23 protein-coding genes are annotated in these 22,877 nt (G+C 70.0%); 10 read left to right on the top strand and 13 right to left on the bottom strand.

The window, feature by feature from the left end; genetic code table 11:
• Positions 1-38 precede the first annotated feature (38 nt).
• The 9 genes from fliF to J2S43_RS32545 form a co-directional block, all read right to left on the bottom strand.
• The gene (fliF, locus tag J2S43_RS32585; RefSeq protein WP_306835691.1) at positions 39-1,622 is read right to left on the bottom strand and encodes a flagellar basal-body MS-ring/collar protein FliF; all 1,584 of its coding nucleotides are present in this window, start codon (positions 1,620-1,622) and stop codon (positions 39-41) included.
• Positions 1,622-1,945 carry a flagellar hook-basal body complex protein FliE gene (gene fliE, locus J2S43_RS32580; protein WP_306835689.1) on the bottom strand — a complete coding sequence of 108 codons (324 nt, stop codon included), beginning with the start codon at positions 1,943-1,945 and terminating at the stop codon, positions 1,622-1,624. The genes fliF and fliE overlap by 1 nt, the downstream gene beginning before the upstream one ends.
• Positions 1,945-2,343 (bottom strand): flagellar basal body rod protein FlgC, encoded by a 399-nt coding sequence (locus tag J2S43_RS32575; protein ID WP_306835687.1) that lies wholly within the window; start codon positions 2,341-2,343, stop codon positions 1,945-1,947. Before J2S43_RS32575 ends, fliE begins: the two co-directional genes overlap by 1 nt.
• An 11-nt stretch (positions 2,344-2,354) precedes the next feature.
• On the bottom strand, positions 2,355-2,696 hold the full coding sequence (locus J2S43_RS32570) for a flagellar basal body rod protein FlgB (protein ID WP_306835685.1): 342 nt from the start codon (positions 2,694-2,696) through the stop codon (positions 2,355-2,357).
• A 225-nt stretch (positions 2,697-2,921) separates the two neighbouring features.
• The gene (locus tag J2S43_RS32565) at positions 2,922-3,263 is read right to left on the bottom strand and encodes a hypothetical protein (RefSeq protein WP_306835684.1); all 342 of its coding nucleotides are present in this window, start codon (positions 3,261-3,263) and stop codon (positions 2,922-2,924) included.
• Positions 3,264-3,274: 11 nt separating this feature from the next.
• Positions 3,275-3,658, bottom strand: a complete 384-nt coding sequence (fliS, locus tag J2S43_RS32560; RefSeq protein ID WP_306835683.1) for a flagellar export chaperone FliS — start codon at positions 3,656-3,658, stop codon at positions 3,275-3,277.
• A gap of 13 nt (positions 3,659-3,671) precedes the next feature.
• Positions 3,672-4,967, bottom strand: a complete 1,296-nt coding sequence (gene fliD / locus J2S43_RS32555; protein ID WP_306835682.1) for a flagellar filament capping protein FliD — start codon at positions 4,965-4,967, stop codon at positions 3,672-3,674.
• Positions 4,968-5,092: 125 nt separating this feature from the next.
• On the bottom strand, positions 5,093-5,926 hold the full coding sequence (locus J2S43_RS32550; RefSeq protein ID WP_306835681.1) for a flagellin N-terminal helical domain-containing protein: 834 nt from the start codon (positions 5,924-5,926) through the stop codon (positions 5,093-5,095).
• A 186-nt stretch (positions 5,927-6,112) separates the two neighbouring features.
• Positions 6,113-6,988: a sigma-70 family RNA polymerase sigma factor gene (locus J2S43_RS32545; protein WP_306835679.1), complete on the bottom strand. Its 876-nt coding sequence runs from the start codon at positions 6,986-6,988 to the stop codon at positions 6,113-6,115.
• A 215-nt stretch (positions 6,989-7,203) separates the two neighbouring features.
• Between J2S43_RS32545 and flgN the strand changes: the two genes are divergently transcribed.
• The 5 genes from flgN to csrA all read left to right on the top strand — a co-directional run bounded on the left by flgN (position 7,204) and on the right by csrA (position 10,753).
• Positions 7,204-7,686 (top strand): flagellar export chaperone FlgN, encoded by a 483-nt coding sequence (gene flgN / locus J2S43_RS32540; RefSeq protein ID WP_306835677.1) that lies wholly within the window; start codon positions 7,204-7,206, stop codon positions 7,684-7,686.
• On the top strand, positions 7,686-9,068 hold the full coding sequence (gene flgK, locus J2S43_RS32535) for a flagellar hook-associated protein FlgK (protein WP_306835675.1): 1,383 nt from the start codon (positions 7,686-7,688) through the stop codon (positions 9,066-9,068). Before flgN ends, flgK begins: the two co-directional genes overlap by 1 nt.
• Positions 9,069-9,082: 14 nt before the next feature.
• The gene (gene flgL, locus J2S43_RS32530; RefSeq protein WP_306835673.1) at positions 9,083-9,985 is read left to right on the top strand and encodes a flagellar hook-associated protein FlgL; all 903 of its coding nucleotides are present in this window, start codon (positions 9,083-9,085) and stop codon (positions 9,983-9,985) included.
• Positions 9,986-10,063: 78 nt separating this feature from the next.
• Positions 10,064-10,468, top strand: coding sequence for a flagellar assembly protein FliW (gene fliW, locus J2S43_RS32525; protein ID WP_306835671.1), 405 nt, complete (start codon positions 10,064-10,066; stop codon positions 10,466-10,468).
• A gap of 51 nt (positions 10,469-10,519) precedes the next feature.
• The gene (gene csrA / locus J2S43_RS32520; RefSeq protein ID WP_306835669.1) at positions 10,520-10,753 is read left to right on the top strand and encodes a carbon storage regulator CsrA; all 234 of its coding nucleotides are present in this window, start codon (positions 10,520-10,522) and stop codon (positions 10,751-10,753) included.
• 81 nt (positions 10,754-10,834) lie between these two features.
• Here the strand turns inward: csrA and J2S43_RS32515 are convergent, their stop codons facing one another.
• Positions 10,835-11,680 carry a peptidoglycan DD-metalloendopeptidase family protein gene (locus tag J2S43_RS32515; protein ID WP_306835667.1) on the bottom strand — a complete coding sequence of 282 codons (846 nt, stop codon included), beginning with the start codon at positions 11,678-11,680 and terminating at the stop codon, positions 10,835-10,837.
• Positions 11,681-11,941: 261 nt separating this feature from the next.
• On the opposite strand from J2S43_RS32515, the gene J2S43_RS32510 reads away from it, so the two are divergent.
• The 3 genes from J2S43_RS32510 to J2S43_RS32500 all read left to right on the top strand — a co-directional run bounded on the left by J2S43_RS32510 (position 11,942) and on the right by J2S43_RS32500 (position 15,823).
• A complete protein-coding gene (locus J2S43_RS32510) occupies positions 11,942-13,504 on the top strand; it encodes a methyl-accepting chemotaxis protein (protein ID WP_306835665.1) in 1,563 nt (520 codons plus the stop codon).
• Between the two features lie 542 nt (positions 13,505-14,046).
• Entirely contained in the window at positions 14,047-14,781 is a 735-nt protein-coding gene (locus J2S43_RS32505; protein ID WP_306835664.1) for a hydrolase, read from the top strand.
• 103 nt (positions 14,782-14,884) lie between these two features.
• Complete coding sequence (locus J2S43_RS32500) at positions 14,885-15,823, top strand: SRPBCC family protein (RefSeq protein ID WP_306835662.1); 939 nt, start codon at positions 14,885-14,887, stop codon at positions 15,821-15,823.
• A gap of 420 nt (positions 15,824-16,243) precedes the next feature.
• On the opposite strand, the gene J2S43_RS32495 is transcribed toward J2S43_RS32500, so the two are convergent.
• Together J2S43_RS32495 and J2S43_RS32490 are read right to left on the bottom strand one after the other, a co-directional pair.
• The gene (locus J2S43_RS32495; RefSeq protein ID WP_306835660.1) at positions 16,244-16,633 is read right to left on the bottom strand and encodes a response regulator; all 390 of its coding nucleotides are present in this window, start codon (positions 16,631-16,633) and stop codon (positions 16,244-16,246) included.
• A gap of 114 nt (positions 16,634-16,747) precedes the next feature.
• Positions 16,748-18,331 carry a S8 family serine peptidase gene (locus J2S43_RS32490; RefSeq protein WP_306835658.1) on the bottom strand — a complete coding sequence of 528 codons (1,584 nt, stop codon included), beginning with the start codon at positions 18,329-18,331 and terminating at the stop codon, positions 16,748-16,750.
• 344 nt (positions 18,332-18,675) lie between these two features.
• Here J2S43_RS32490 and J2S43_RS32485 point away from each other — a divergent pair, with 344 nt between their 5' ends.
• The gene (locus J2S43_RS32485; RefSeq protein ID WP_306835657.1) at positions 18,676-18,903 is read left to right on the top strand and encodes a DUF7455 domain-containing protein; all 228 of its coding nucleotides are present in this window, start codon (positions 18,676-18,678) and stop codon (positions 18,901-18,903) included.
• Positions 18,904-19,022: 119 nt separating this feature from the next.
• Positions 19,023-21,152 carry a sensor histidine kinase gene (locus tag J2S43_RS32480; protein WP_306835656.1) on the top strand — a complete coding sequence of 710 codons (2,130 nt, stop codon included), beginning with the start codon at positions 19,023-19,025 and terminating at the stop codon, positions 21,150-21,152.
• A gap of 122 nt (positions 21,153-21,274) precedes the next feature.
• Here the strand turns inward: J2S43_RS32480 and J2S43_RS32475 are convergent, their stop codons facing one another.
• Complete coding sequence (locus J2S43_RS32475; RefSeq protein ID WP_306835655.1) at positions 21,275-22,873, bottom strand: PAS domain S-box protein; 1,599 nt, start codon at positions 22,871-22,873, stop codon at positions 21,275-21,277.
• Between the last annotated feature and the right edge of the window lie 4 nt (positions 22,874-22,877).

Genomic DNA, 22,877 nt, shown 5'->3' with positions numbered 1-22,877 from the left:
AGGCCCGGCCGGGTGTCCCCGGCCGGGCCCGTACCTCACTAGCGGCGCTCCGACATCCAGCCGCGGAGCATCTGCGCGACCTCGTCCGGCTGGTCGTCGACCATGCGCTCGATCTCCTTCTGGCGCATCGCGCGGTCCTCGGCGTGCTGGTCGTTCGCGCGCTCGATCTCGACCTGCGTGCTCATCGAGGAGCGACGAGCACGCTCGGCCTCCTCCTCGGCGGCCAGCCGGGCCAGTTCCTCCTCGGTCAGGCGCTGGCGGCGGGCCTTGCGGCCGGCCCGCCACGCCACGAACACCAGGATCAGCAGGATCAGCACGACCGCGCCGGTCTTGGCCAGCGACAGGTAGGTGGCCTGCTTCTCCGCGTTGGTGGCCTGGGTCAGCGACGTGGAGGCGGCCTCCGCGGCCGAGGTGTCGAACGGCACGGCCGACACCGCGAGCGTGTCGCCGCGGGTGGTGTCGATGCCGGCCGCGGACGCGACCAGCTTCTCCACCTCGGCCGGGTCCATGCCGCCCGCGCCCGCGCTGTTGATGACGACGCCCATGTTGAGCTTCTTGAGCGCGCCGCCGGCGGCCCTGCGGACCTCCTCGGTCTTGTTGACCGCGTTGTTCTTGGTGTTCTGGGTGGACTCGTAGTCGCCGCCGTCGGTACCGGCGGCGCCGTCCGGCACCTGGATGTTGTCCGGTCCGAGCACGCCGGCCGCGGTGTTCCCGCCGTTCGAGTACGTCTCCCGGCTGTTCGACTCGGACAGCGCCGGCACGGTCGGGTCGTAGTTGTACTTGGTCGACTTGGTCTCGACCGCGTCGAAGTCCAGGTCCGCGGTGGTGGTGACGGTCGAGTTGCCCGGGCCGAGCACCTTGTCCAGCATCGCCTGGATCTTGTTGTTCATCTGGGTCTGGAACGCCGCGGTCTTCTGGTCGCCGTCGCCGCTGCCCGCGCCCACCGCGGTGCCGTCACCGGCGGAGAGCACCTTGCCGGACGAGTCGGCCACGGTCACCGCGGTCGGGTCGAGCCCGTCGACGCTGGAGGCGACCAGGTGGACGACCGACTGGACCTGCTGGCTGGACAGCGGGGTGTTGCCCTGCGCGGCGATCAGGACCGAGGCGGTCGGCTTCTCCGCGTCGTCGGAGAACACGTCCTTCTGGGGGATCGCCAGGTGCACGGTCGCGGCCTGGACGCCGTCGATCGCGCCGATGGTCTTGTTGAGCTCGCCCTCCAGCGCGCGCTGGTAGCCGACGTGCTGCATGAACTCCGAGGTGGTGATGCCCTGCTTGTCCAGCAGCGCGTAACCCGAGTCGGAGTTGGCCGGCAGTCCTTCGCCGCTCATCCGGATCCGCAGGTCGTAGACCTGGTCCTTCGGAACCATGATGGTCGCGCCGCCGTCGGCGAGCTCGTACGCCACACCCTCCTCCGTGAGATTCTCGACGATCGAGCTCGCGTCCTCACCGGAGAGGTTGTTGAACAACATCGCGTACGAGGGCTTCGAAGCCCAGGTGGCGAAGAAGTAACCGCCGATGGCGAGTGCGAGGACCGCGAAGATCGTGACGGCCTTCTGGCCGCTGGTGAAGGAGGCGAACGAGTCGGTCAGGCGGCGAACGGGCGCCGGAAGCCGGTTCTTCATCAAGCCTGCATCCTCATGATCTCTGTGAAGGCCTCAACAGCCTTGTTCCGGACTGCCACGGTGAGTTGAGTCGCCAGCGCCGCCTCGGTGCTGGCCATCGTGTAGGCGGCTGGATCCGTGAGCGTGCCGTTGGCGGCCTGCACAGCCAGATCGTCGGCACGGCCCTGTACCTGCTGGAGGTTCTCCAGGCCGCTGGCGAGCATCGAGGCGAAGTCCCCGCTCGGGCCGGAGACGGCCGGGGTGGACGACGGCGCGGACGGCGCGACGGGTGCGATCGGCAGTGCGGCACCGATACCGGAGATGCCGGAGATGGGAGACGTCATCAGGAGCCCTTCCCGAGCTGAATGGCGGCGTTGTAGGAGTCCTTGGCGCGTTCGACGACGGACAGGTTGGCCTGGTAGCCGCGCTGTGCCATGACCAGCTGGCCCATCTGGGAGCCGAGGTCGATGTCGGGCATACGGACGTTTCCGTCCGCGTCCGCGAGTGGGTGGGCCGGGTCGTGCACCACCCGGCCCTCGGCGTTGCCGAACGCGGCACCGCCGACCTGCACGCCGTTGCCGTCGCCGGCCTCCTGCGCGACGATGTACCGCTCGCGGAAGGCGGACTCCGACGTCCGGGTGACCGTGTTCATGTTCGCGACGTTGTCCGACACCGCGTCCAGCCACTTGCGGTAGACCGTGACGCCGGTGCTGGCGACCCCGATCGCGTTGAATGTGCTCATCAGTCGTCCCCCTAGCCCTTCAGAACCGTGCTGATCAGGCCGTACTTGCTGTCCAGCGCGCGCAGCGTGAGCTGGTACCGCATGGACGTGTCGACGTGCGAGAGCGTCTCCTCGTCGAGGTTGACGTTGCTGCCGTTGAGCCGCGTCGGCTCCAGCGAGCGGTCCACGGACGGCGCGACGCGGGTCGGCCGGCCGGACTCGACGGCCTGCGAGAGCGCCTCCTCGAACTTGACCTTCTGGGCGTGGTAGCCCGGGGTCTCGATGTTGGCGATGTTGTTGGCGATCGCCTTCTGCCGGGCGGCGAGCCCGTTCACGGCGATACGCAGCGCTGACGACGTGACATCGTCGAACACGGCACCGACTCCTTCCCCCTTGCGTGGGCCGCCGGTCCGTGGCGAGTCGTTCTGCGAGCGATCCGTGCTCGTACCCCTCCCATCGGCCGGGGCAGCGCCCGCTTGAGGCCGCGCGGGTTTCCGCTCGGGTGCGGATTTCCGTTGTCCAGTTGTCAAGAAACGAGTCCCACGGGCCCAGACAGCGGGTCCGTGGGACAAAAGGGCAAAACGCTTCGAGGGTACGGGTCACATCGCGCAGTCCAGGTACGCCGGACGGGACGGGACCGAGTCGCGGGTCTCCACCTTCGCCACGGCCGCCACCTGCCGGCGCGTGCCGACCAGGCGCTGGGCGAGCAGGTGCGCGGCCGCGGTCTGCCGTTTGAGGATGCCGTCCGCGCGCGGACGCAGGTCCAGCGGCAGCGGGCCGAGCCCTTCCGGAGGTGACCACGGGTCGGGCACCGGCACGTCGTCCATCCGGTGTGCGTCGGACAGCAGCGTCTCCACGACGGTGACGTCCAGCTCCAGGCGGTCGAGCGCCTGCGTCCAGGCCGACCGCCAGCCCTCTTCCGTACCGTGCGCGGTGTTCATGGTGTGTGCTCTCAGCCGGCCGCCGCGGGCTGCGCGGCCGCCTCCCGCCAGGCGTCCCGGACCGGTTCGATCTGCTCCCGGACCGCGCGGGCCCGCGCCGCGTCGTTGCCGACGTTCGCGCCGATCAGCTCCGCCAGCCAGTACGCGTAGAGCGACGCCAGCCCGGCCGCGCCGGACCAGACGGTCATGTCGAGCGTCGACCGCAGCTCGATGATGATCTCCTGGGCGTGCTGCAGCTTGTCGGCCGCGGTGACCCGGTCGCCGGCCAGCAGCGCCTCCTCGCCCTGCGCCACGTCCAGCACCAGGCGGTCGTAGAGCATCACCAGCAGCCGGCCGGGAGAGGCGGTCGTGATGGAGTCGTTCAGGTATCGGTTGCGCAGCGCCGGGCTGGTCATCGAGGCTTCCCCCTTACAGGCCGGATAGCTGACCGGCCAGCCAGTTTGACTGGTTCTTCATGCTGCTGAGCGACGTCTCCAGGTTCGCGAACTGCCGGTTCAGTGCCGTCTTGCGGGTGGCGAGCCGGATGTCCCAGTTGCTGATCTGGTCGTTCATGTTGTCGATGAGCGACTTGCGACCGTTGATCACGTCCGTGACGCCGGTCTGCGACTTGTCCGCCAAGTCCTTGACCACCGTCGAGTACGCCGTGGTAGCCGTCTTGATCGCGTCCGGATCGGCCTCGTACGCGTTCTTGAACTTCGCCTCGTCGAAGGAGATCGTGCCGTCCCGGGTGAGCGAGATGCCCAGCTTGGAGAGGCTGCCGAAGTCCTGCAGGCCGCCGCTGACCGTGCTCAGCAGCTTCTGACTGACCTGGCGTACCGCGTAGTCACCGGTCAGCGCGGCGGAAGCCTTGTTCGCCGAGTTGTAGGAGGTCTGCTTGCTGATCTCCGACAGCGCGCCGTTCATGGCGTCGACCATGGCCTTCACCCTGCCGGTGATGGCCGAGGTGTCCGAGGAGACGTCGACCGTGACGCCGGTCTCGCCCTCCTTCGTGACCGTGATCGAGGTGCCGACGATCAGGTTGCTGAACGTGTTGCTGGCGCTGGTCACGGCGTAGCCGCCGTCCAGGTCCGTGCCGCCCACCTGGAGTTTCGCGTCGCCGGCCGCGGTCGGTGTCTTGATCTCGGTGTCGAAGCCGCCGTCGATCGTGAAGCCGTTCGCGACGCCGGCCTTGGCCGCGCTCATCTGCAGGACGCTCTCGCCGCCGTCCAGCGCCACCACCGTGGCCTTGATGCCCAGACCGGCGCCGTTGATCGCGCTGGCGATGCCGGCGAGCGAACGGTCCGTGGAGACGTCGACGCTCTCCTGCGTACCGTCGCCCTTGGTGATCGTGATGCTGTTCTGGCTGGTGGCGTCGCCGGTGCTGGCGGCGCGCGTGGTGGAGACCTGTGCCTTGGCCAGCGAGACCACGTCGAACGTGACCGCGCCGGTCTGAGTGGTGTTGCCGCTCGCGGTGGTCGCGGTGACCGTCGCGCTGCTGGACGCCGCCTTCGCGGACCGCCAGGTGGCGAGCTTGCCGAGGTCGTCGGCCGCGGTCTTGGCGGCCGCGAGCTTGGTGTTCACGGACTGATAGGCGGTGACCGCCTTCTCCTCCGTGTTCACCTTCGTCTTCAGACGGGTCTGACCGGCCGCCTCGACCTGCATGAGCTGGGAGACGAGTGAATTGGTGTCCAGGCCGCTGACGAGGCCGGTGACGCTGGTACTCACGGTGCGGTCCCCTCCGAAGGTAGGGAATTGGATTTCATGGGATAGGGGCGGCCGGCGCCGTCTGCCAGCCACCCCTACCTATTCGATTGTGAAAGCGATCTTCGGTTGATGAAGTTGTTGTGGCCTTAGCGCAGCAGCGACAGAACGCCCTGCGGGGCCTGGTTCGCCTGGGCCAGCATGGAGGTGCCAGCCTGCGACAGGATCTGGGCCCGCGTGAACGAGACCATCTCCTGGGCCATGTCGGTGTCACGGATACGCGACTCCGACGCCGACAGGTTCTCGACCGACACGTTCAGGTTGTTGATCGTGTGCTCGAGACGGTTCTGGTACGCACCGAGCGTCGCACGGGTGGTGGAGACGTTCGCGATGGCGGTGTCGATGGCCGCGAGGGCCGTGTCGGCACCACCGGCGGCGACCAGATCCTGGCCGCCGACGCCCAGACTCGTGGAGTCCATGGCCTGGGTGATCGCCACCTGGAACTTTCCACCCGTGGTCGTGACGTCCTTCCAGTCCACCTGGAAGTCGCCGGAGTAGTTGCCGTCGAGGAGCGCCTGGGACCCGAACTTGGTGGTGTTCGCAATCCGGTCGAGCTCCTTGCCCAGCTCCTGAAACTCGGTGTTGCTGGCGGTACGCGCGTCCGAATCGTTGGAACCGGACGACGACGCCTGCACGGACAGGTCACGCATACGCTGGAGAATGCTGTGCACCTCGGTGAGCGCACCTTCAGCGGTCTGCACGACGCTGATACCGTCCTGCGCGTTACGAACGGCGACCTTGAGGCCACCGGTCTGGGCGCGCAGGCCCTCGCTGATGCTCAGACCAGCCGCGTCGTCGGCCGCCCGGTTGATCCGGAAACCGCTGGACAGCTTCTCCAGCGACTTGGACATCTGGCCGTCGGTGACGGACAGGTTCCGGTAGGCGTTCTGCGCGGCGATGTTCTGGTTGATACGAAGACCCATGAGAAATTCCTCCTTGATATCGGGCCCCTGTGCGGCACATCCGTGCGCCGTACGCCATGACTATTCGGCGTGGGGGGCTCGCTCTTGAGATTTCGCGAGAGACTTTCTGGCTTTCGTCCGGCGGTCGCCGCGGAGACCGGCGCCGCCGATGTCCACAGGGATCGGCGGCGCCGTGCGGGTCCTGAGTCAGGCCGCTATCGCGATCGGGACCCCGTGGTGGTCGGTGAACGCGAGCCGGGTGTGCAGGTTCCCGAGCGAGCCCACCTCCTGGTAGTAGGAGGCGCGCCGGCGGGCCACGCACCCGTCCTTCTTGTCCTTGCGGTCGATCAGCTCCGGGTCCAGGTGTGTGTTGAGCCCTTCGCGCAGCAGCGTCAGCGCCTCCGCGCGCAGCTGCGAGACGCGGGACTCGGTCACGCCGAGCTCGGCCGCGATCGTCGCCATCGGCCGCTCCTGCATGAAGTAGCCGTTGACCACGGTGCGCAGCCGGTCCGGCAGCGCCTCGATCGCGTTGTGCAGGTAGCCGATCTTCTCCCGGTGCAGCAGCAGGTCCTCCGGGCCGGCGGTGCGCTCGGTGACCATGTCCTCCGCCGCGCCGGTGGTGAAGCCCTGCAGGCTGAGCACGACCGCGCGCTGCACGTCGTCCTCCACCTCCTTGAGCTCGTCCACCGCGACGCCGAGGAACCCGGCCAGCTCCTGCTGGGTCGGCGTCCGCCCGAGCGTGGCGGTCAGTTCCTGGCGGGCGGTGTCGGTCTTGCGGGCCCGGGACCGGACGGACCGGGACGCCCAGTCCAGATGGCGTAGCTCGTCGAGGAGCGCGCCGCGCACGCGGGTGGCGGCGAACCGGGCGAACGGGATACCGCGCGACGGGTCGAAGCCACGCGCGGCCGTGACCAGCGCGGCAAGGCCGGCCGAGGTCAGGTCGTCGCGATTGACGTGCGAGGGCACCCGGCTCAGCATGTCGCGGACCAGGTGGCCGACGAGCGGGATGTGTTCCCGGATCAGATGCTCCTGCTCGTGGGCGGTGGCGACGTTCGCGGCGGTGGCCGCGGCGACGGCAGTCATGAGATTCCCCCTCAGGCGTAAGCCCGCGCTCGCGCGAGCTGTTCACCGTGAACAAGAGAAACTCTCTGTTACTAAGGGTGCCGTGTCCGTGACTTACGGTTGCCATTTGGTTGCATCCGACCCGGAATCCTCAGGTCGAAACCCCTCATGGGAGGTCCTGTGCTGCCGACGGGCAAGGACGAACAGGGGACATCGTCCGGCAGGCGGAGGCACTCGTGAGCTTGATCGAACTGTCCAGCGTCCTGTGGCGAACCCGGGAGCTGATGGAGCTGTTGCTCTTCAAGCTCGAGGAGGAGCAGGTGCTCCTCGCCTCCGGCCGCTCGCGGTGGCTCGCGCACGCGACCCGCGAGGTCGAGATGGTCCTCGAACAGATGCGCGAGACCGAGGTCATCCGCGCCGCCCACGCGCAGGCGGCCGCGGTCGAACTCCGGCTGTCGCCCGAAGCCAGCCTGGGGGAGATCGCCGACGCGGCGGCCGCGCCGTGGAGCGACCTCCTCCATGAACACCGTAAGTCATTTCTGACGCTGACCGCGGAGATCAGCGGTCTTGCCGCCACCAACCGCGACCTGCTCTCGGCCGGGCAGCGCGCGGCACGCGAGACCATGATGATCATCGCCGGCTCCGTCGAGACCTACGGCCCCAAGGGGCAGTCCGTGTCCGCAGGCCACCGTGCCCGCCTAGTGGATGAGGCGATCTGATGGCGAGTACCTTCTCCGGAATCACCACCGCGCTCAGCTCGCTCTACGCGCAGCGCCGCGCGCTGGACGTGGCGGGCCAGAACATCGCGAACGCGAACACCGAGGGATACACCCGGCAGCGCGTGCAGATGACGTCGGCCAGCGGAAACACCATGCCGACCAGGTGGTCCACCTCGGACGGCATCGGCAACGGCGTCGCGATCTCCGACATCCGCCGCACCCGGGACGAGTTCCTGGAGGGGCGCGGGCGGGAGGAGCGCGCCAACAGCGCGTACCTGACGAACCAGAAGCAGCAGTTCGTCACGATCGAGAACACGTTCGCGGAGCCCAGCGACACCGCGCTGCAGCACCAGATGGGCGAACTGTGGGGTGCGTTCAGCGACGTCTCCAACAGCCCGAACGACCGGGCGATCCGGACCGCGCTGATCCAGCAGGGCAACACCGTGGTCGACGGCATCCACTCCGCCTACAACGCGCTGGGCGCGCAGTGGAAGGCGAACCGGGACCAGGCCGACGCGTACGCCACCGAGGTCAACACGCTGGCCAAGAACATCGCGCAACTGAACACCACGATCCAGCGCGCCACCGCGGCCGGCCTGCCGGTCAACGAGATGGCCGACCAGCGCGACGTGCAGCTCATGAAGATCTCCGAGTTGACCGGCGCCACCTCGTCGCTGCAGGCCGATGGCACGGCCGCGGTCTACCTCGGCGGATCCGGCCTGGTGCAGGGCGTCACCGCCCGGGAGATCCGGATCACCGGCGCGGACCGGCTGCAGAACCAGACCGGCGACCCGGCCAGCAGCGTGACCGTGCGGTGGGCCGACTCCGGCACGCCCGCGCAGGTCGGCGGCACGCTCGCGTCGATCCACGACACACTGACGAACACGATCCCGAAGTACGCGAACTCCCTCGACGGCGTCGCCGCGAACCTGGCGGCCACGGTCAACACCATCCACGCCGGCGGGTACGGCCTGGACGGCACCGGCGGCCGCACGTTCTTCACCGGCAGCACCGCCGAGTCGATCAAGGTGGCGTTCGACGATCCGGAGTTCGTGGCCGCGTCCGGGACGTCCGGCACGTTCGACGCCGCGAACGCGGACGCGCTCGCCGACCTGGCGACCACGCCGGGCGGGCCGGCCGAGACGTACGCCGTCATGATCGCGAACCTCGGCGTGGAGGCGCAGTCAGTCGACCGCCGGCAGGCGATCCAGTCCGTGGTCACCCAGGACACGGACGCGGCACGGGAGTCGTTCGCCGGCGTCAACCTGGACGAGGAGATGACCCAGCTGATCACGTACCAGCGCGGGTATGAGGCGGCGTCCCGGGTGCTCAACGCGGTCGACGAGATGCTCGACGTGCTGATCAACCGCATGGCTGTCTAGGAGGTCTGAGACACATGGCGATGCAGCTGAGGGTCACCGACGGTGCCATCACGAATCGGGTGCTGGCGAACCTGCAGGGCAACCTGACCCGGGTCGGCAACCTCCAGGAACAGCTCTCCAGCGGCAAGCAGATCAGCCGCCCGTCCGACTCGCCGACCGGCACGGTGTCCGCGATGCAACTCCGCGGCGAGTCACGCGCGGTGCAGCAGTACTCGCGCAACGCCTCGGACGGCCTCGGCTGGCTCGGCGTGATCGACTCGGCGCTGACCAGCTCGCTGTCCCAGACCGGAAAGGTGCGCGAGCTGGTACTGCAGGGCATGTCGGCCGGCACCGCCAGCACCGGGGACGCGCGCGAGGCGATCGCGGTCGAGGTGGAGAACCTGCGCGAGGCGCTGATCGGCGTCGCGAACACGAAGTTCCTGGAGCGGCCGGTGTTCGGCGGCACCACCACCGGGGAGCGCGCGTTCGACGAGAACGGCACGTACGTCGGCGACTCCGGGACAGTGATGCGCACGGTCGGCGACAACTCCAAGGTGCAGGTCGACGCGAATGGCGGGCAGGTCTTCGGCGGTAACGGCGAGGACTTCCAGTTGTTCGCGGTGCTGGAGACGATCACCAACAATCTGCGCAGCGGTAACACCGCTGCCCTTGGTGCCGATCTTCAGAATCTCGACGTCGCGATTGGTACGATCAAGACAAATCTGGCCGACGTCGGTGCCCGGTACAACCGCATCGAGACCAGCCGGACCGCCGCCGACGACCGGCTGCTGAACGTGAAGAGCAAGCTCTCGGAGATCGAGGACATCGATCTTCCCAACACCATCATGCAGATGCAGTTGCAGCAGACGGCTTACCAGGCGGCGCTGCAGGCGACCGCCAAGGTGATCCAGCCCTCGCTGATGGATTTCCTGCGCTAGCAGAAAGCTTCACCATCCACCGAACGACCACGAGAACGATCGAGGGAAGCTATGACCGCGCGCACGATCGAGCAAGAGATGGACGCAGACCTGCTGGATCTGCCGATCATCGACCTGGTCTCTCCGATGCCCGGTTTCCCGGACAACCGGCAGTTCGTGCTGGTCCGGCTGGACGAGAACGGCCTGCTCTACTCGCTCAAGTCGGTCGACAACGCCGACCTGCGTTTCCTCGTCATGCCGCCGGCACCGTTCTTCCCGGACTACGCTCCGGAGATCGACGACGAGGCCACCGAGATGCTCGGCTCCCCCAAGCCGGAGGACCTGATGGTCCTGCTCGTGGTGACGGCCGGCGACTCCGCCTCGCACGCCACGGCGAACCTGCTCGCCCCGATCGTCATCGACCGGGGCAACCGCCGGGGCATGCAGACCGTGCTCAGCGGGTCCGGGCTGCCGGTGCGTGCGGAGCTCGCCGTCGCGGGGTGAGTCCGGGGCCCGCGTCGGCCCAATGCGTCCAACCATGGAGGGGAAAGCCGCATGCTCGTATTGACCCGCCGCTCCGGAGAGAGCGTGATGGTCGGCGACGACATCGTCATCACCGTGCTGGAGGTGCGGGGCGAAGTGATCCGGCTCGGGATCCGCGCGCCTCGAACCGTGCAGGTGCACCGTGAGGAGATCTACCGGGAGTTGCAGACCGCGAACCGCGAGGCGGCATCCCCGGCGGAGAGCGCCGTGGAGGCGCTCGCCGGAGCACTGCGCAAGCCCGACTGACATCCGCGTGAACCATCCGGAAGGGCCGGCCGCCACACGGCGCCGGCCCTTCCGCCGTGTCCGCACCACGGAGAAGGACGGTCAGCGCACGGGGACGCCCTTCTCCTTCAGGAAGAGGAACGGGTCGACCGCGTTCTCCGGCGTGGCAGGGAAGGCGGTGTGCACCTCGAAGTGCAGGTGCGGGCCGGTGGAGTGGCCGGACGAGCCGACCTGCCCGATCACGTCGCCCGCGCGCACGGTCTGGCCGGGCACCACGGACGGACGCCGGACCAGGTGGCAGTACCGGGTGGTGACGCCGTCCGCGTCGCGGATCTCCGCGAACCAGCCGCAGCCGCCCACGGTCAGGCCGCCGTCGGTGTCGCACGTGCCGATCGAGACCTGGCAGAGCACACGCATCACCACGCCGGTGTGCGCCGCCCGGACCGGGGTCTCCTTCGCGGCGGCCAGATCCATGCCGTGGTGAGTGGGCCGCTGCGGCGTCCGGAACGCGCTGTTCATCGCGGCCGGCACCGGCAGCACCCACGCGGCGCCGGCAGCGCTCTCGGTGCTGCGGCTCGGGCTCGGCCTCGGCGGGTCACAGACCGGCAGCTTCGTGGCCGGCCGCTTGATGTACGCATCCGAGACGTAGCCGCCGTCGGTGAGCCGGTCCCACAGATCGGTGCTCCGGACCGTACCGGTGACGCGGTTGCCCTTGGTCTGGCAGACGATGGTGACCTTGGCGCCCTCCTGGAGCGTCCCGGCCCGCTGGGCTCCGGTCTTGGCCGCCTTGCGGACGTTGAGCACGAGCCCGCCGGTGCTGACCGAACCGGACACCGAGGAGGCCGCCTCCGCGGGGCTCGCGGTCACCGTGGCGAGGCCGCCGACCAGCAGTCCGAGTCCGGCGATGGCCACCGCCGAGGCACGGCGACGGTTGCGTTTCGTGGGCAAGGCCCCTCCTCCCGCCCCGCCGGGCGGCGGGCACGGAGAGAAGGTTGCCGGGCGTGCCTTGCCGGCCCGGTGCCCGAGAAGTGCAGCCGGGTTGCGGGCGCCTCGCACCCGTCCGGCACCGCGCAGCGACCCTGGTGAATCGCCCTAAACAGCTGTTTTCCCCAACGAAGACGTTGGATTGGCTCATGACGGTCGCCACACCGCCGATGTGGGCCATGTGCGGAGCCTCGCCTCGGTGCCGCCCTCACCTAGGAGGTCACTTTGGCTGGTCTGGCTGACGTGGGCGTGGGGAAACGCCTCTCCGTCATCGTGGTGTCCGGCGTCGTCGTGGCCGCGTGCGTCACCGGCATCGGCATGTGGTCGCAGGAGCGCCTCGCCGATCAGGCCGAGACGGTACGTGTCTTCGCGCTGACCAAGGCCGCGCTCAACCACCTGGACACCCGCGAGAGCGAGCTGAAGGTGGACGCGTACCGGGCTGCCAACGGCGAGGACACCACCGGCGACGTGACCGACGACGTGCAGTCCGCGCTGGACGCGCTCACGGCCGCACAGCAGCATGAGCTGCCGGGCGAGATCGACGACGACATCGGGGCGCTGGCCACGAGCGTCGAGGGCTTCAACACGTTCACCACGCAGTTCATCACGGACGCGGTGGCGAACCCGGCGAGCGTACGCGACCGCTACGACCAGATCGCCGAGCAGAACAACGTGGTCGACGACCAGATCGGGGCGATCCACGACAAGCTCGACGCCGTGATCGAACAGGAACAGGCCGACATGGCCGCCACCATCGCCTCGTCCCGGCTGTGGATGCTGCTGGTCGCCGGACTCGGCGTGGCCGCGCTGATCGGCTTCGCGGCGCCGCTGGTCCGCTCGATCCTCAACCCGGTCCGCCGAGTCGGCGAGGTGGTCGGCGCGCTCGCCGACGGCGACCTCACGGTCCGCACCGGGATCTCCTCGCACGACGAGCTCGGCCGGATGGCTCAAGGCCTGGACCAGGCCGTGGACCGGATGCGGCAGGCGATGGAGACGATGGCCGAGAACGCGCACACGCTCGCCGGCGCCGCCACCGAACTCTCCGCGACCAGCTCCGAGATCGCCCACGCGGCACAGCAGACGAACGGGCAGACCTCCGCCGCGTCCGCCGAGGCCGAGGAGATCTCCCGCAATGTGCAGACCGTCGCGGCCGGCGGTGAGGAGATGGGCCTGTCCATCCGGGAGATCTCGCAGAACACCAACGAGGCCGCGCAGATCGCCGGTCAGGCCGTCAGCGAGGCCGCGCTGGCCACCCAGAGCATTGAGCGGCTGGGCGAGTCCAGCGCCGAGATCGGCAACGTGATCAAGCTGATCACCTCGATCGCGGAACAGACCAACCTGCTCGCGCTGAACGCCACCATCGAGGCCGCGCGGGCCGGCGACGCGGGCAAGGGCTTCGCGGTCGTCGCGTCCGAGGTCAAGGACCTGGCCCAGGAGACCGCGCGGGCCACCGAGGACATCTCGTCCCGGGTCGCCGCGATCCAGTCCGACACCGGCGGCGCGGTCGAGGTGATCAACCGGATCAGCGAGGTCATCGCGAAGATCAACGACTACCAGACCACGATCGCCAGCGCGGTGGAGGAGCAGACCGCCACGACCGCGGAGATGTCCCGCAGCATCGCGGAGGTGGCCGCCGGCGCCAGCCGGATCGCCGGCAGCATCTCCGAGGTCTCCCAGGCCGGCGCGCAGTCGATGGAGGGCGTCAACCAGACCAACCAGGCCAGCCAGGAGGTCGCCCGCACCGCCGAGGAACTCCGCGCCCTGGTCAGCAGCTTCCGAATCAGCTGAGTCTCTGGTCGTCGTTTCGCTCCTCCGGGCTCGGCGCCACTCCCGGCGCTGACACGTCCTCTGGCAGACGAACACCGTGTCTGCCAAAGGCCGCGCCAGCTCTGGTCGCCCGCGCCTCACGTGGGCGGCCGGGATTCGCCGTGGTCGGGGGAGACTGCAGACGAAGAACGAAGATCCTTGAACCCGTCGGGGGTACGACGCTGAGCGTCGTACCCCCGAAGCGCCTTTGAAGGTCCTTGATTTTGTCTGCAGTTTCTCCTGAGCACGGCGAAACCCATCCACACCGTGAGGCGCGGGCGACCAGAGCTGGCGCGGCCATCGGCAGGCACGGTTTTCGTCTGCCGGTGGAACGTGTCAGCGCCGGGAGCGGCGTCGAGCCGGAGGAGCGCAGCGACGACCAGAGACTCAGACGACCAATAACTCAGTTGCACCTGCGCGAAACCCACGGGCACTACACGCCGGGCCGATTGTGATCTCGGGCGGGAGTCGCCCCACCGAAGCGCCGACCGACGGCGTCCGGGACGAACCGCAGGGAGCACACCGTGAGCGCAGAGCGCACCGCCGCCGTCGAGGCGACGCCGATGCTTGACCTGTGCGCCGACGCGCACGTCCACACCGGGTTCTCCGCGGGGCGCGACAGCGTCGGCGTGGTCGTGATGGCCGCCGACCGGGCCGGACTCACCGCGCTGACGTTCGCGGACCAGGCAGGCCCGGACAGCACGTGGCTCCCCGCCTACGGCGACTCGGTCCGCCGCGCGCAGCAGCGCACGGACATCCGGCTCTCGGTCGCGGCCGAGATCGAGATCATCCGGGCCGACGGCTGGCTGGCCTGGCCGCCGGACCTGGGCGGCCTGGACGCCATCTCGGTCTCGCTCAGCCGCCTGCCGCTGGCCACCGGACCGGCCACCCCGCAGCAGATCCGCGGCCTGCTGGCGGCCGGCTCGGTGCGGCGCGCGGACGTGATCGAGCGCGCGGTGGAGGCCACGGTCCGCGGTGTCGAGCGTGCCGCCCGGTATGCGCCGGCCCGCCTGGCCCGCCCGCTCAGCCTGCTCAACCAGATCGGCATCTCCGAGGACGAGATCGACGCGCACTTGCTCACCCACCTGGTCGAGGGCTGCCGTGTCACGCACGCCACGGTCGAGGTCAGCGAGGCCTGGCGTACCCCGTCCGCGGCCCTGGTCCGCCGGCTGCTCGACGCGGGCGTGACCGTCTCCGCCGCCTCGGACGCCCGCTACGCCGCCCAGGTCGGCCGCTGGCAGTACGTCGCCACGCTCTGACCGGGTTCTTCGTTTCGCGGCTTTTGCTCACTTTGCCTGGCTACGCTCAGGTGAACCGGCCCCCTGCCCGGGCCGGGGTGATCTCCTAGTCGTTGGAGGATCGATGAGCACCGTGAAGCAGGCCATCGAGGTGGGCGCGCCACTGCATGCGGTCTACGAGCAGCTGTCGCACTTCGAGAACTATCCGCAGTTCATGAGCGGGGTCCAGGAGGTCACCCAGCTGTCCAGCACCAAGACCCACTGGATCATGGATCTGGACGGCCAGCGGCGGGAGTTCGACGCGCAGATCACCGAGTGCCGCCCGGACGAACTGGTCGCCTGGCGCGCCACGAACGGGCCCGCGTTCTCCGAGGTGATCACGCTCAAGCCGATGACCGCCGAGCGTACCCAGATCATCGCGCAGATGGACGCGGACGTGGCCGCGCTGATGCCCAGCGACCGGCACGCCCAGGACTCGCTGAGCCGCCGGCTGAAAGCCGACCTCACCAGCTTCAAGCGCCTCATGGAGAACGCCGGTTTCAGTCCGCACCAGGCATCCGGCGTGCCCCTCGCCACCACGATGGGCCGGGCCGGCACGAACGCCGGCATGAACGTGGGGCTGAACAAGACGTACGGCGGGAACGAGCCCGGCATCACCACCGCGGGCACGCTCTCCGAGAGCCTGACCAGGCCGACCATCGGCTCCGGCTCCGGCATCGGCGCCAGCACGAAGCGCGGCAACCAGCGCTCGGCCACGCCCAGCCCGGCGATCATGCGCAACCGCCGCCCCGAGCCGATCACCCAGCCGGCCGGCCGGATCAGCGCCGCCAAGCCCGCGGAGACCGCCGGCACCACCGAGGCCACGACCACCGGCGCCACCGCCTCCACCGTCTCGGCCACCGGCCCCACCACCGCCACGACCGCGGCCACCGGCGGTACCCGCCGGGCCGGCGAGGGCATCAGCGGCGGCATGGGCGCCGACTCCACCATCGATCTGGCCGCCGCGGACGACGTCACCGAGCGTGTCCCCAAGAACGGCCGGCGCACGCCCAAGCAGCCCTGACGCCACCTCCGCCCCGAAAGCCCCGGCCCGCTCCCGCTGGCCGGGGCTTTCCACGTCCCAGCCCGCTTTGCTCTGCTTACCTGTGCGACTCGGGCGGTTGTGCAGCCGCGGTCCTGTAGGGCTTCGGTGTGCGCCGGCTGCCTTTGCTCTGCTTACCTACGCAAATCGGGCGGTTGTGCAGCGGCGCTGCGGGCTGGCCCGCGCCCGCGGTGCGCTTCAGCCGCTTTGCTCTGCTTACCTGTGCAAAACGGGCGGATACGCAGCAGCGCTGTGAGCTTCGGCGGTTCCGGTGCGTTCCGGGCGGGTTTGCTCTGCTTACCTGACTAAAGCGGGCGTAAGGGATGCGTGACCGCAGTGGGTTTTGTCCGGCTTCGTGTATGTAAGCAGAGCAAAGCGCGGCGGGATGGTCAGGGCGAGGGCTCAGTCGTCGCGGAGGGCGTCGTTGACGGCGTCGATCAAGGCGCTGGTGGTGAACGGCTTCTGCAGCAGGCGGGCATGCTCGTCGACCATGCCCTTGTCCACGGCGACCTCCTTGGGGAGGCCGGAGACGTAGATGACGCGGAGCCCGGGGCGCATCGCCGAGGCCTGCTCCGCGACCTCGCGCCCGGTGGCGCCGGGCATGCTGAGGTCCGTCACGAGCAGGTCGATCCCGCCGTCGTGATCGCGACAGGCGACGATCGCGGCGTCGGCGTCGCCGGCCGTGAGCGCGGTGAAACCCTTGCGCTCCAGCATGCGGCGCATGATGTCGCGCAGGTCCTCCTCGTCGTCGACGACGAGCACCGTGGGCGGCGACTGCAGGTCCTGCGTCATCGCACCCTCCTCCGACCGTACCGAAAGATTAGGTTATATCCGTTTTTTGGGTTTTTCCGGGAAAGCGCGAAAGCCCCGCCGTCCCGAGGGGACGACGGGGCCTTGCGCAGCGGGTCAGACCGTCAGGGTCCAGGAGTCGAGCAGGCCGGTCCGGCCCTGCGCGTCCTTGACCGTCAGCGTCCACTTGCCGTTCTTCAGCGCGGTCGAGGCGTCGAAGTTCCAGGCGGTGTTGAGGTCACCGGTGCCGGCCGCGGCCTTCAGGTTCCAGATCTTCCCGTTCGGGGAGGTGAGCTGGATCCGCAGGTCGCCGCGGACCGGCTGGCGCACGTTCACCTGCACGCTGGTCTTCTTCGAGGCGGTGGTGCCGGTGGTGCCGCAGCTGGCCACGGTCAGCGCCGAGGTCGCGGGCAGCGCCACGTCGGTGAGCGACTCGAACCGGTCGCAGCTCGCGGCCGCCGGCGTGACCGGCGTCTGCACGGCCAGCGGCGCGGTGGCCGTGCCGGTGTAGAGCAGGCGGTTCGGCGAGCCGTTCACGCCGGTCACCTTGCCGGGCGTGGCCGCGCCGACCAGCGCGTCGCGCACCTGCTGCGGGGTGGCCTGCGGGTTCGCGCCGAGCACCAGCGCGGCCGCGCCGGCCACGTGCGGCGCTGCCATCGAGGTGCCGCTCATCGTGGTGGTGCTGGTGTCGCCGGTGCGGGCGTCCGACAGGATCTTCGCGCCGGGCGCGAAGATGTCCAGGCAGCTGCCCCAGTTCGAGAACGACGCGCGGGCGTCGTTGCTGTCGGAGGCGCCGACCGTGATGCCGGCCGGGAGCCGGGCCGGGGAGGACGCGCAGGCGTCCTTGTTCTCGTTGCCGGCGGCCAGCACGTACGTCACGCCCGAGTTGATCGAGCGCTGCACCGCGTCGTCCAGCGACGCGGAGGTCGAACCGCCCAGGCTCATGTTCACCACGGCCGGCTTGACCGCGTTCCGGGTGACCCAGTCGACGCCCGCGATGATCTGCGAGTAGCTGCCGCTGCCGTCGCAGCCGAGCACGCGCACGGAGACCAGCTTGACGTCCTTGGCGACGCCGTACGCGGCGCCGCCGACCGTACCGGCGACGTGCGTGCCGTGGCCCTGGCAGTCGTCCGCGACCGCGTCGTTGTCGACGAAGTCCCAGCCGTGCCGGGCCCGGCCGCCGAAGTCCTTGTGGCTGATCCGGACGCCGGTGTCCATCACGTACGCGGTCACGTTCGACGCGGCCGGGGAGGTGTAGCTGCGGTTGAGCGGCAGGTCGCGCTGGTCGACACGGTCCAGGCCCCAGGTCGGGTTGCTCTGCGTGGCGCTCATCGTGACGCGGCGGTCCTGCTCGACGAGCTTCACGGCGGGGTCGGCCGCGAGGCGCCGCGCCGCGGTCCGGGACATCTCGGCGGTGAACCCGCGCACGGCCGAGCCGAACGAGGCGCGGACCTTGCCGCCGTACCGCTTCGCCAGGTCGCCCGCGACGTTCGCGGACCGGCCGGTCGCCGCGCCGTCCCGCAGGACCACGATGTAGCTGTCCTTGATCGCGCCCGGCGCCCCGTCCTGGAGGACGGCGCCGGTGACCGGTGCGGCCGCCTGGGCCACGCCCACGCCGGACAGCGCGACGAACGCGGCGGCGGTGGCGGAGGCGATGGCAAGGCCGGTGGTGCGACGGCCGGTGCGGTGAAACGCGGTCATGAACTCCCTTTCTTCTGCCGGGGCCCTGCTGGCCGCCGACCTGAATCAGATTCGCGGGCCGGAGTCGCGGCTGGGGACCCTTGCGGTTGCGCTCCGGTAGCGCGTCGGAAGAGAGAGGACAAGACCCCGCACGGGTACGTTGTGACGCTGTTGAGCTGGGGGTATGAGGTTCAAGATGTGGTGCGGATCGCAAATGGGACCCCCGCGGGCGGTAACCGGGGGTAGCGGCTTGGTTAGGAGCCGGGTGTCGCGCTAAAACGGGTGGAGCGGAGACCGATGTTGACCTCGTCCGGGCCACAAGGCCGCGCCGACGCATCGTTCGACCGACCAAGGAGGCCAACGCCATGAACGCACTGCTGAACCCCACTCAGGTGGAAGTCGTCAACACCGTCACCGAGCGCTGCGACAGCTGCGGGGCGGCCGCGAAGCTGGGCGTGCGCCTCTCCGGGGGTGGCGAGCTCTCGTTCTGCGGGCACCACGCCAACCGTCACGCCGGCGAGATCGCCAAGATGGCGAACCGCGTGCTCGTCGAGGCCGGGTTCGCCTGGACCGGCTCGTCCCGCACCGCCTGACCGCCGCACAGACCGCTTGAAGCGCGCCGAGCCCCGACCGGGCTCGGTGCGCTTTTTCGCGTGAGGACACGCATTTGCCTGATAGGCTCCTTTAGTCCGTTTATGAGGAGCTTTCGGCCGTGGATATCCCGCAGTACGGGCGCCGACTCCACGGCGCGTTCGCTATCGGTGCCGGCGTCGCCGTCGCCTCCCTCGGCATGATCACGCTGCTGACCTGGGGAGACGGGGCCTCGTCTACGGAGCTCTTCGGCCCCGGCACGCCCGCGCCGCTGGTCGCGGTCGCGCTCGCCACGGCCGGCTGCGGCCTGATCGCGCTGGCCCCGAGCCGGCCCGCACCGCAGACCCGCCTGACCGGCCGGTTCCTCGGGCTGATCACCATGGTGGCCGGCGCCGCCGGGCTGGTCGCCCGCCTGTTCGGGCCGGGCCGCATCCAGCCGGCCGCGCTCGACTTCCTCGGCATCCACGACGCGCCGCTCGGCCGCACGTCGGCCACGACCGCGCTGACGCTGATGCTGGTCGGGGCCGCGCTGTTCACGCTGGACCGCAGGCCCGAGCAGCGCGCGTCGCGACCTGCGCCGGAGAGCGCCGAACCCACGATCATCAGCGGTACGGTCACCGCGGCGGACCCGGCCGTGACGGCGCCCTCCCCGGAGACCGCGGTCGCGGACCAGCGGCGCGGCGGGGGCGACCGGCGCGCCACCGGGGGCGATCGGCGAGCGGGCGGCGACCGGCGCGCGGGCGACCGGCGCGACCTCGGCGCGGAGACCGCGGGCGCGGCCGACCTGCTTGGCCTCGGAGCCGCCACGATCGCGGTGGTGGCGCTGGTGGTGCAGATCTTCGGCGCGGCGTACCGGGAGGGTACCGCCACCGCCACGGTCATGTCGCCGATCACCGCGCTCGCCGTGCTCGCGCTCTGCCTGGGCCTGCTCGTCGCGCGCCCGCAGCGCGGCCCGCTCGCGGCGCTCACCGGCACCAGCCGGGGCGCGTCGGTCGGCCGCCGCCTGGCGTTCGCGCTGGTGCTGCTCCCGGTGGTGGCGGGCCTGCTGGCGATCGCGGCCGTCTACGCGGGCGTGGACCGCCCGGCCACCGCGATCACCGGCGCCGCGATCCTGGCCACGCTCGCGCTGCTGGTGGTGCTGGCCCGGCTGGTCCGCGAGCTGAACGTCTCCGACCGGGTGCAGCAGCAGCTGGTCGACGCGCTGGAGGAGCGGCGCGAGTTCACCGAGACGCTGCTGCAGTCGATCAACGAGGGCGTCGTGGTGCTGGACCGGGACCACCGCGTGCTGGACGTGAACCGGCACTGGTGCGAGCTGACCGGCCGGACTCCGCGCGAGGCGATCGGCCACCTTCCGCCGTACCCGTGGGATCCGCCTTCGGAGGTCGTGGAGCGCCCCGGTGGCGACACCGTGCTGCGCCGCCCGAACGGGGAGAACGTGCCGGTCATGGCGTCGATGGCGGCGCTGCCCGGTCCGGCCGGGCCGCGCGCGTACGTGGTGACCTACGTCGACATCACCGGGCGGAAGCGGACCGAGGACGCGGTGGCCGCGCACGCCGCCGAGACCGAGACCACGAACGCGGAGCTGATCGAGGCGAACGAGCAGCTGGAGCGAGCGGTCGAGTTCAAGTCCGACCTGATGTCGATGGTGTCGCACGAGCTGGCGCAGCCGCTGAGCTCGATCGCCAGCCTCGCCGAGCTGCTCACGGTCGACTGGAACGACCTCGAGGACGACATCCGCCTGGAGCTGAGCACCAAGATCGACAAGAACACCCGGCGGCTGATCGGGATGATGAACGACCTGACGCTGCTGTTCCGCCTGGACGCCGGCAAGGTCACCGCGCGCCGCACCCCGGTCCCGGTGCGGGACGTGGCCGAGTCCGCGATCAGCAACCTGCCGCCGACCGCGCCGCCGGTGCGGGTCGAGGTGGATCCGGGCCTGGCCGCGCTCGCCGACCGCGGCCACCTCTGGCAGATCCTGCTCAACATGCTCAGCAACGCGGTGAAGTACGGCCGGGCGCCGATCGCGCTGACCGCGCGCCGCGACGGCGACCAGCTGATCATCGAGATCAGTGACCACGGCCCGGGCGTCCCCGACAATCTCGTGCCGACGCTCTTCGACCGTTTCATGCGCGGCGCCGGGCTCGGCCTGTTCATCGTCCGGCACCTGGCAGAGGCGAACGGCGGCACTGTCCGTTACCAGCCGGTCGAGCCGCACGGCGCGCTCTTCATCCTGACGATCGAGGCCGCCTAGCCCGTACCCCCGGCACCGCTTTGCTCTGCTTACAAGCGCGAAGCGGTCATATGGGGCGACGTCGGCGTGGTGATTTCACCCGTTTCGTCAATGTAAGCAGAGCAAAGCGGCGCGGGAGGGGGTCAGTCGTCGAGGACGGCGCGGACGGCCTGGAGGAGCCCGCGCTCGGAGAACGGCTTGGCGACCAGCGTGACATCGTCACCCAGCGTGCCGTTCTCGGTGAGGACCGGCTGGGCGTAACCGGACATGAAGAGCACGCGGGTGTCCGGGCGCAGCGCGGTGACCCGCTCGGCCACCTCCTTGCCCAGCATCTTCGGCATGATGACGTCACTGAGCAGCAGGTGGATGCGCCCGTCGTGGTGCCGGGCCAGGTCCAGCGCGCGGTCGCCGCCGGGCGCGGTCAGCACCCGGTATCCGTTGCGGGTGAGGATGCGGTGGGTGACGTCGCGCATCGCGTCCTCGTCCTCGACCACCAGCACGGTCTCGCCGCCGCCGGTGGCGACCTCGGGCAGCGACGAGATCTGCTGCGCGACGACCGGCAGCGCCTCCTCGCTGGCCGGGACGAGCGCGCTGATCGTGGTGCCGACGTCCGGCTCCGAGTAGATGCTGACCTGCCCGCCGGTCTGCGCGATGGTGCCGTAGACCGTGGCCAGGCCGAGACCGGTCGCCTCGCCCTTCGGCTTGGTCGTGTAGAACGGCTCGAACGCGCGGTCCGCCACCTCCTTCGGCATGCCGCCGCCGGTGTCGCTGACCTGCAACCGCACGTACGGGCCGGGGTGCAGCCCGGGCCGGCCGGCCAGGTAGCTCTCGTCCACCGTCACGTTGTCCGTGCCGATGGTCAGGCTGCCGCCGCCGGGCATCGCGTCACGCGCGTTGACCGCGAGGTTGACCAGCACCTGGGTGAGCTGGCCGGGGTCCGCGCGGATCGGCCAGAGGTCGTCGGCGAGCGCGGTCTCCAGGCGCACGTGCTCGCCGATCGTGCGCTGCAGCAGCGCCTCCACCTCGCGTACCACCGTGTTGAGGTTGAGCACGCGCGGCTTGACCACCTCGCGGCGGCCGAACGCGAGCAGCTGGTGGGTGAGCGAGATGGCGCGTTCGGCGGCGCGCTGGATCTGGTTGATGTCCTTGAGCACCGGCCCCCAGCGGCCCGGGTCCTCGGTCGCGGCGTCGCCGACCTCCTCCGCGATGAACGCGATGTAGTTGAGCACCACCGCCAGCAGGTTGTTGAAGTCGTGCGCGACGCCACCGGCGAGCTGGCCGAGGCTCTCCAGGCGCTGTGACTGCTGCAGCCGCGCCTCGATCCGCTCCCGCTCCGCGATCGCGGTCAGGCGTTCCCGCTCGGCCTGCTCCTCCAGCCGGTCGCTGACGTCCCGGATCGCCGCGGCGGTCAGAAGACCTTCGGGGGTACGGACGGCGGAGAGCGAGATCTCGGCCGGGAACTCCGACCCGTCCCGCCGGCGTGCGGCCAGCGTGCCCGCGCCCATCGGCCGGGGACGGGCGGCCCGCATGTACTCCTCCCGGTGCAGCGGATGCGCGTGCCGGGCCGCCTCCGGGACCAGGATCTCCACGGTGCGACCGATCAGCTCGTCGCGCCGGTAGCCGAGCAGGCGCTCGGCCTGCGCGTTGATCAGCGTGATCCGGCCGTCCTCGGTCACCACGACGATCGCGTCCGGCGCCGCCTCGAGCAGCCCCTGCGCGTAATCGGTGGACCAGTCCTGCACGACG

The sequence above is a fragment of the Catenuloplanes nepalensis genome, assembly GCF_030811575.1.
Taxonomy (GTDB): Bacteria; Actinomycetota; Actinomycetes; order Mycobacteriales; family Micromonosporaceae; genus Catenuloplanes; species Catenuloplanes nepalensis.
The sequence above is the reverse complement of the archived record's forward strand: the minus strand, read 5'-3'. Positions and strand labels throughout refer to the sequence as shown.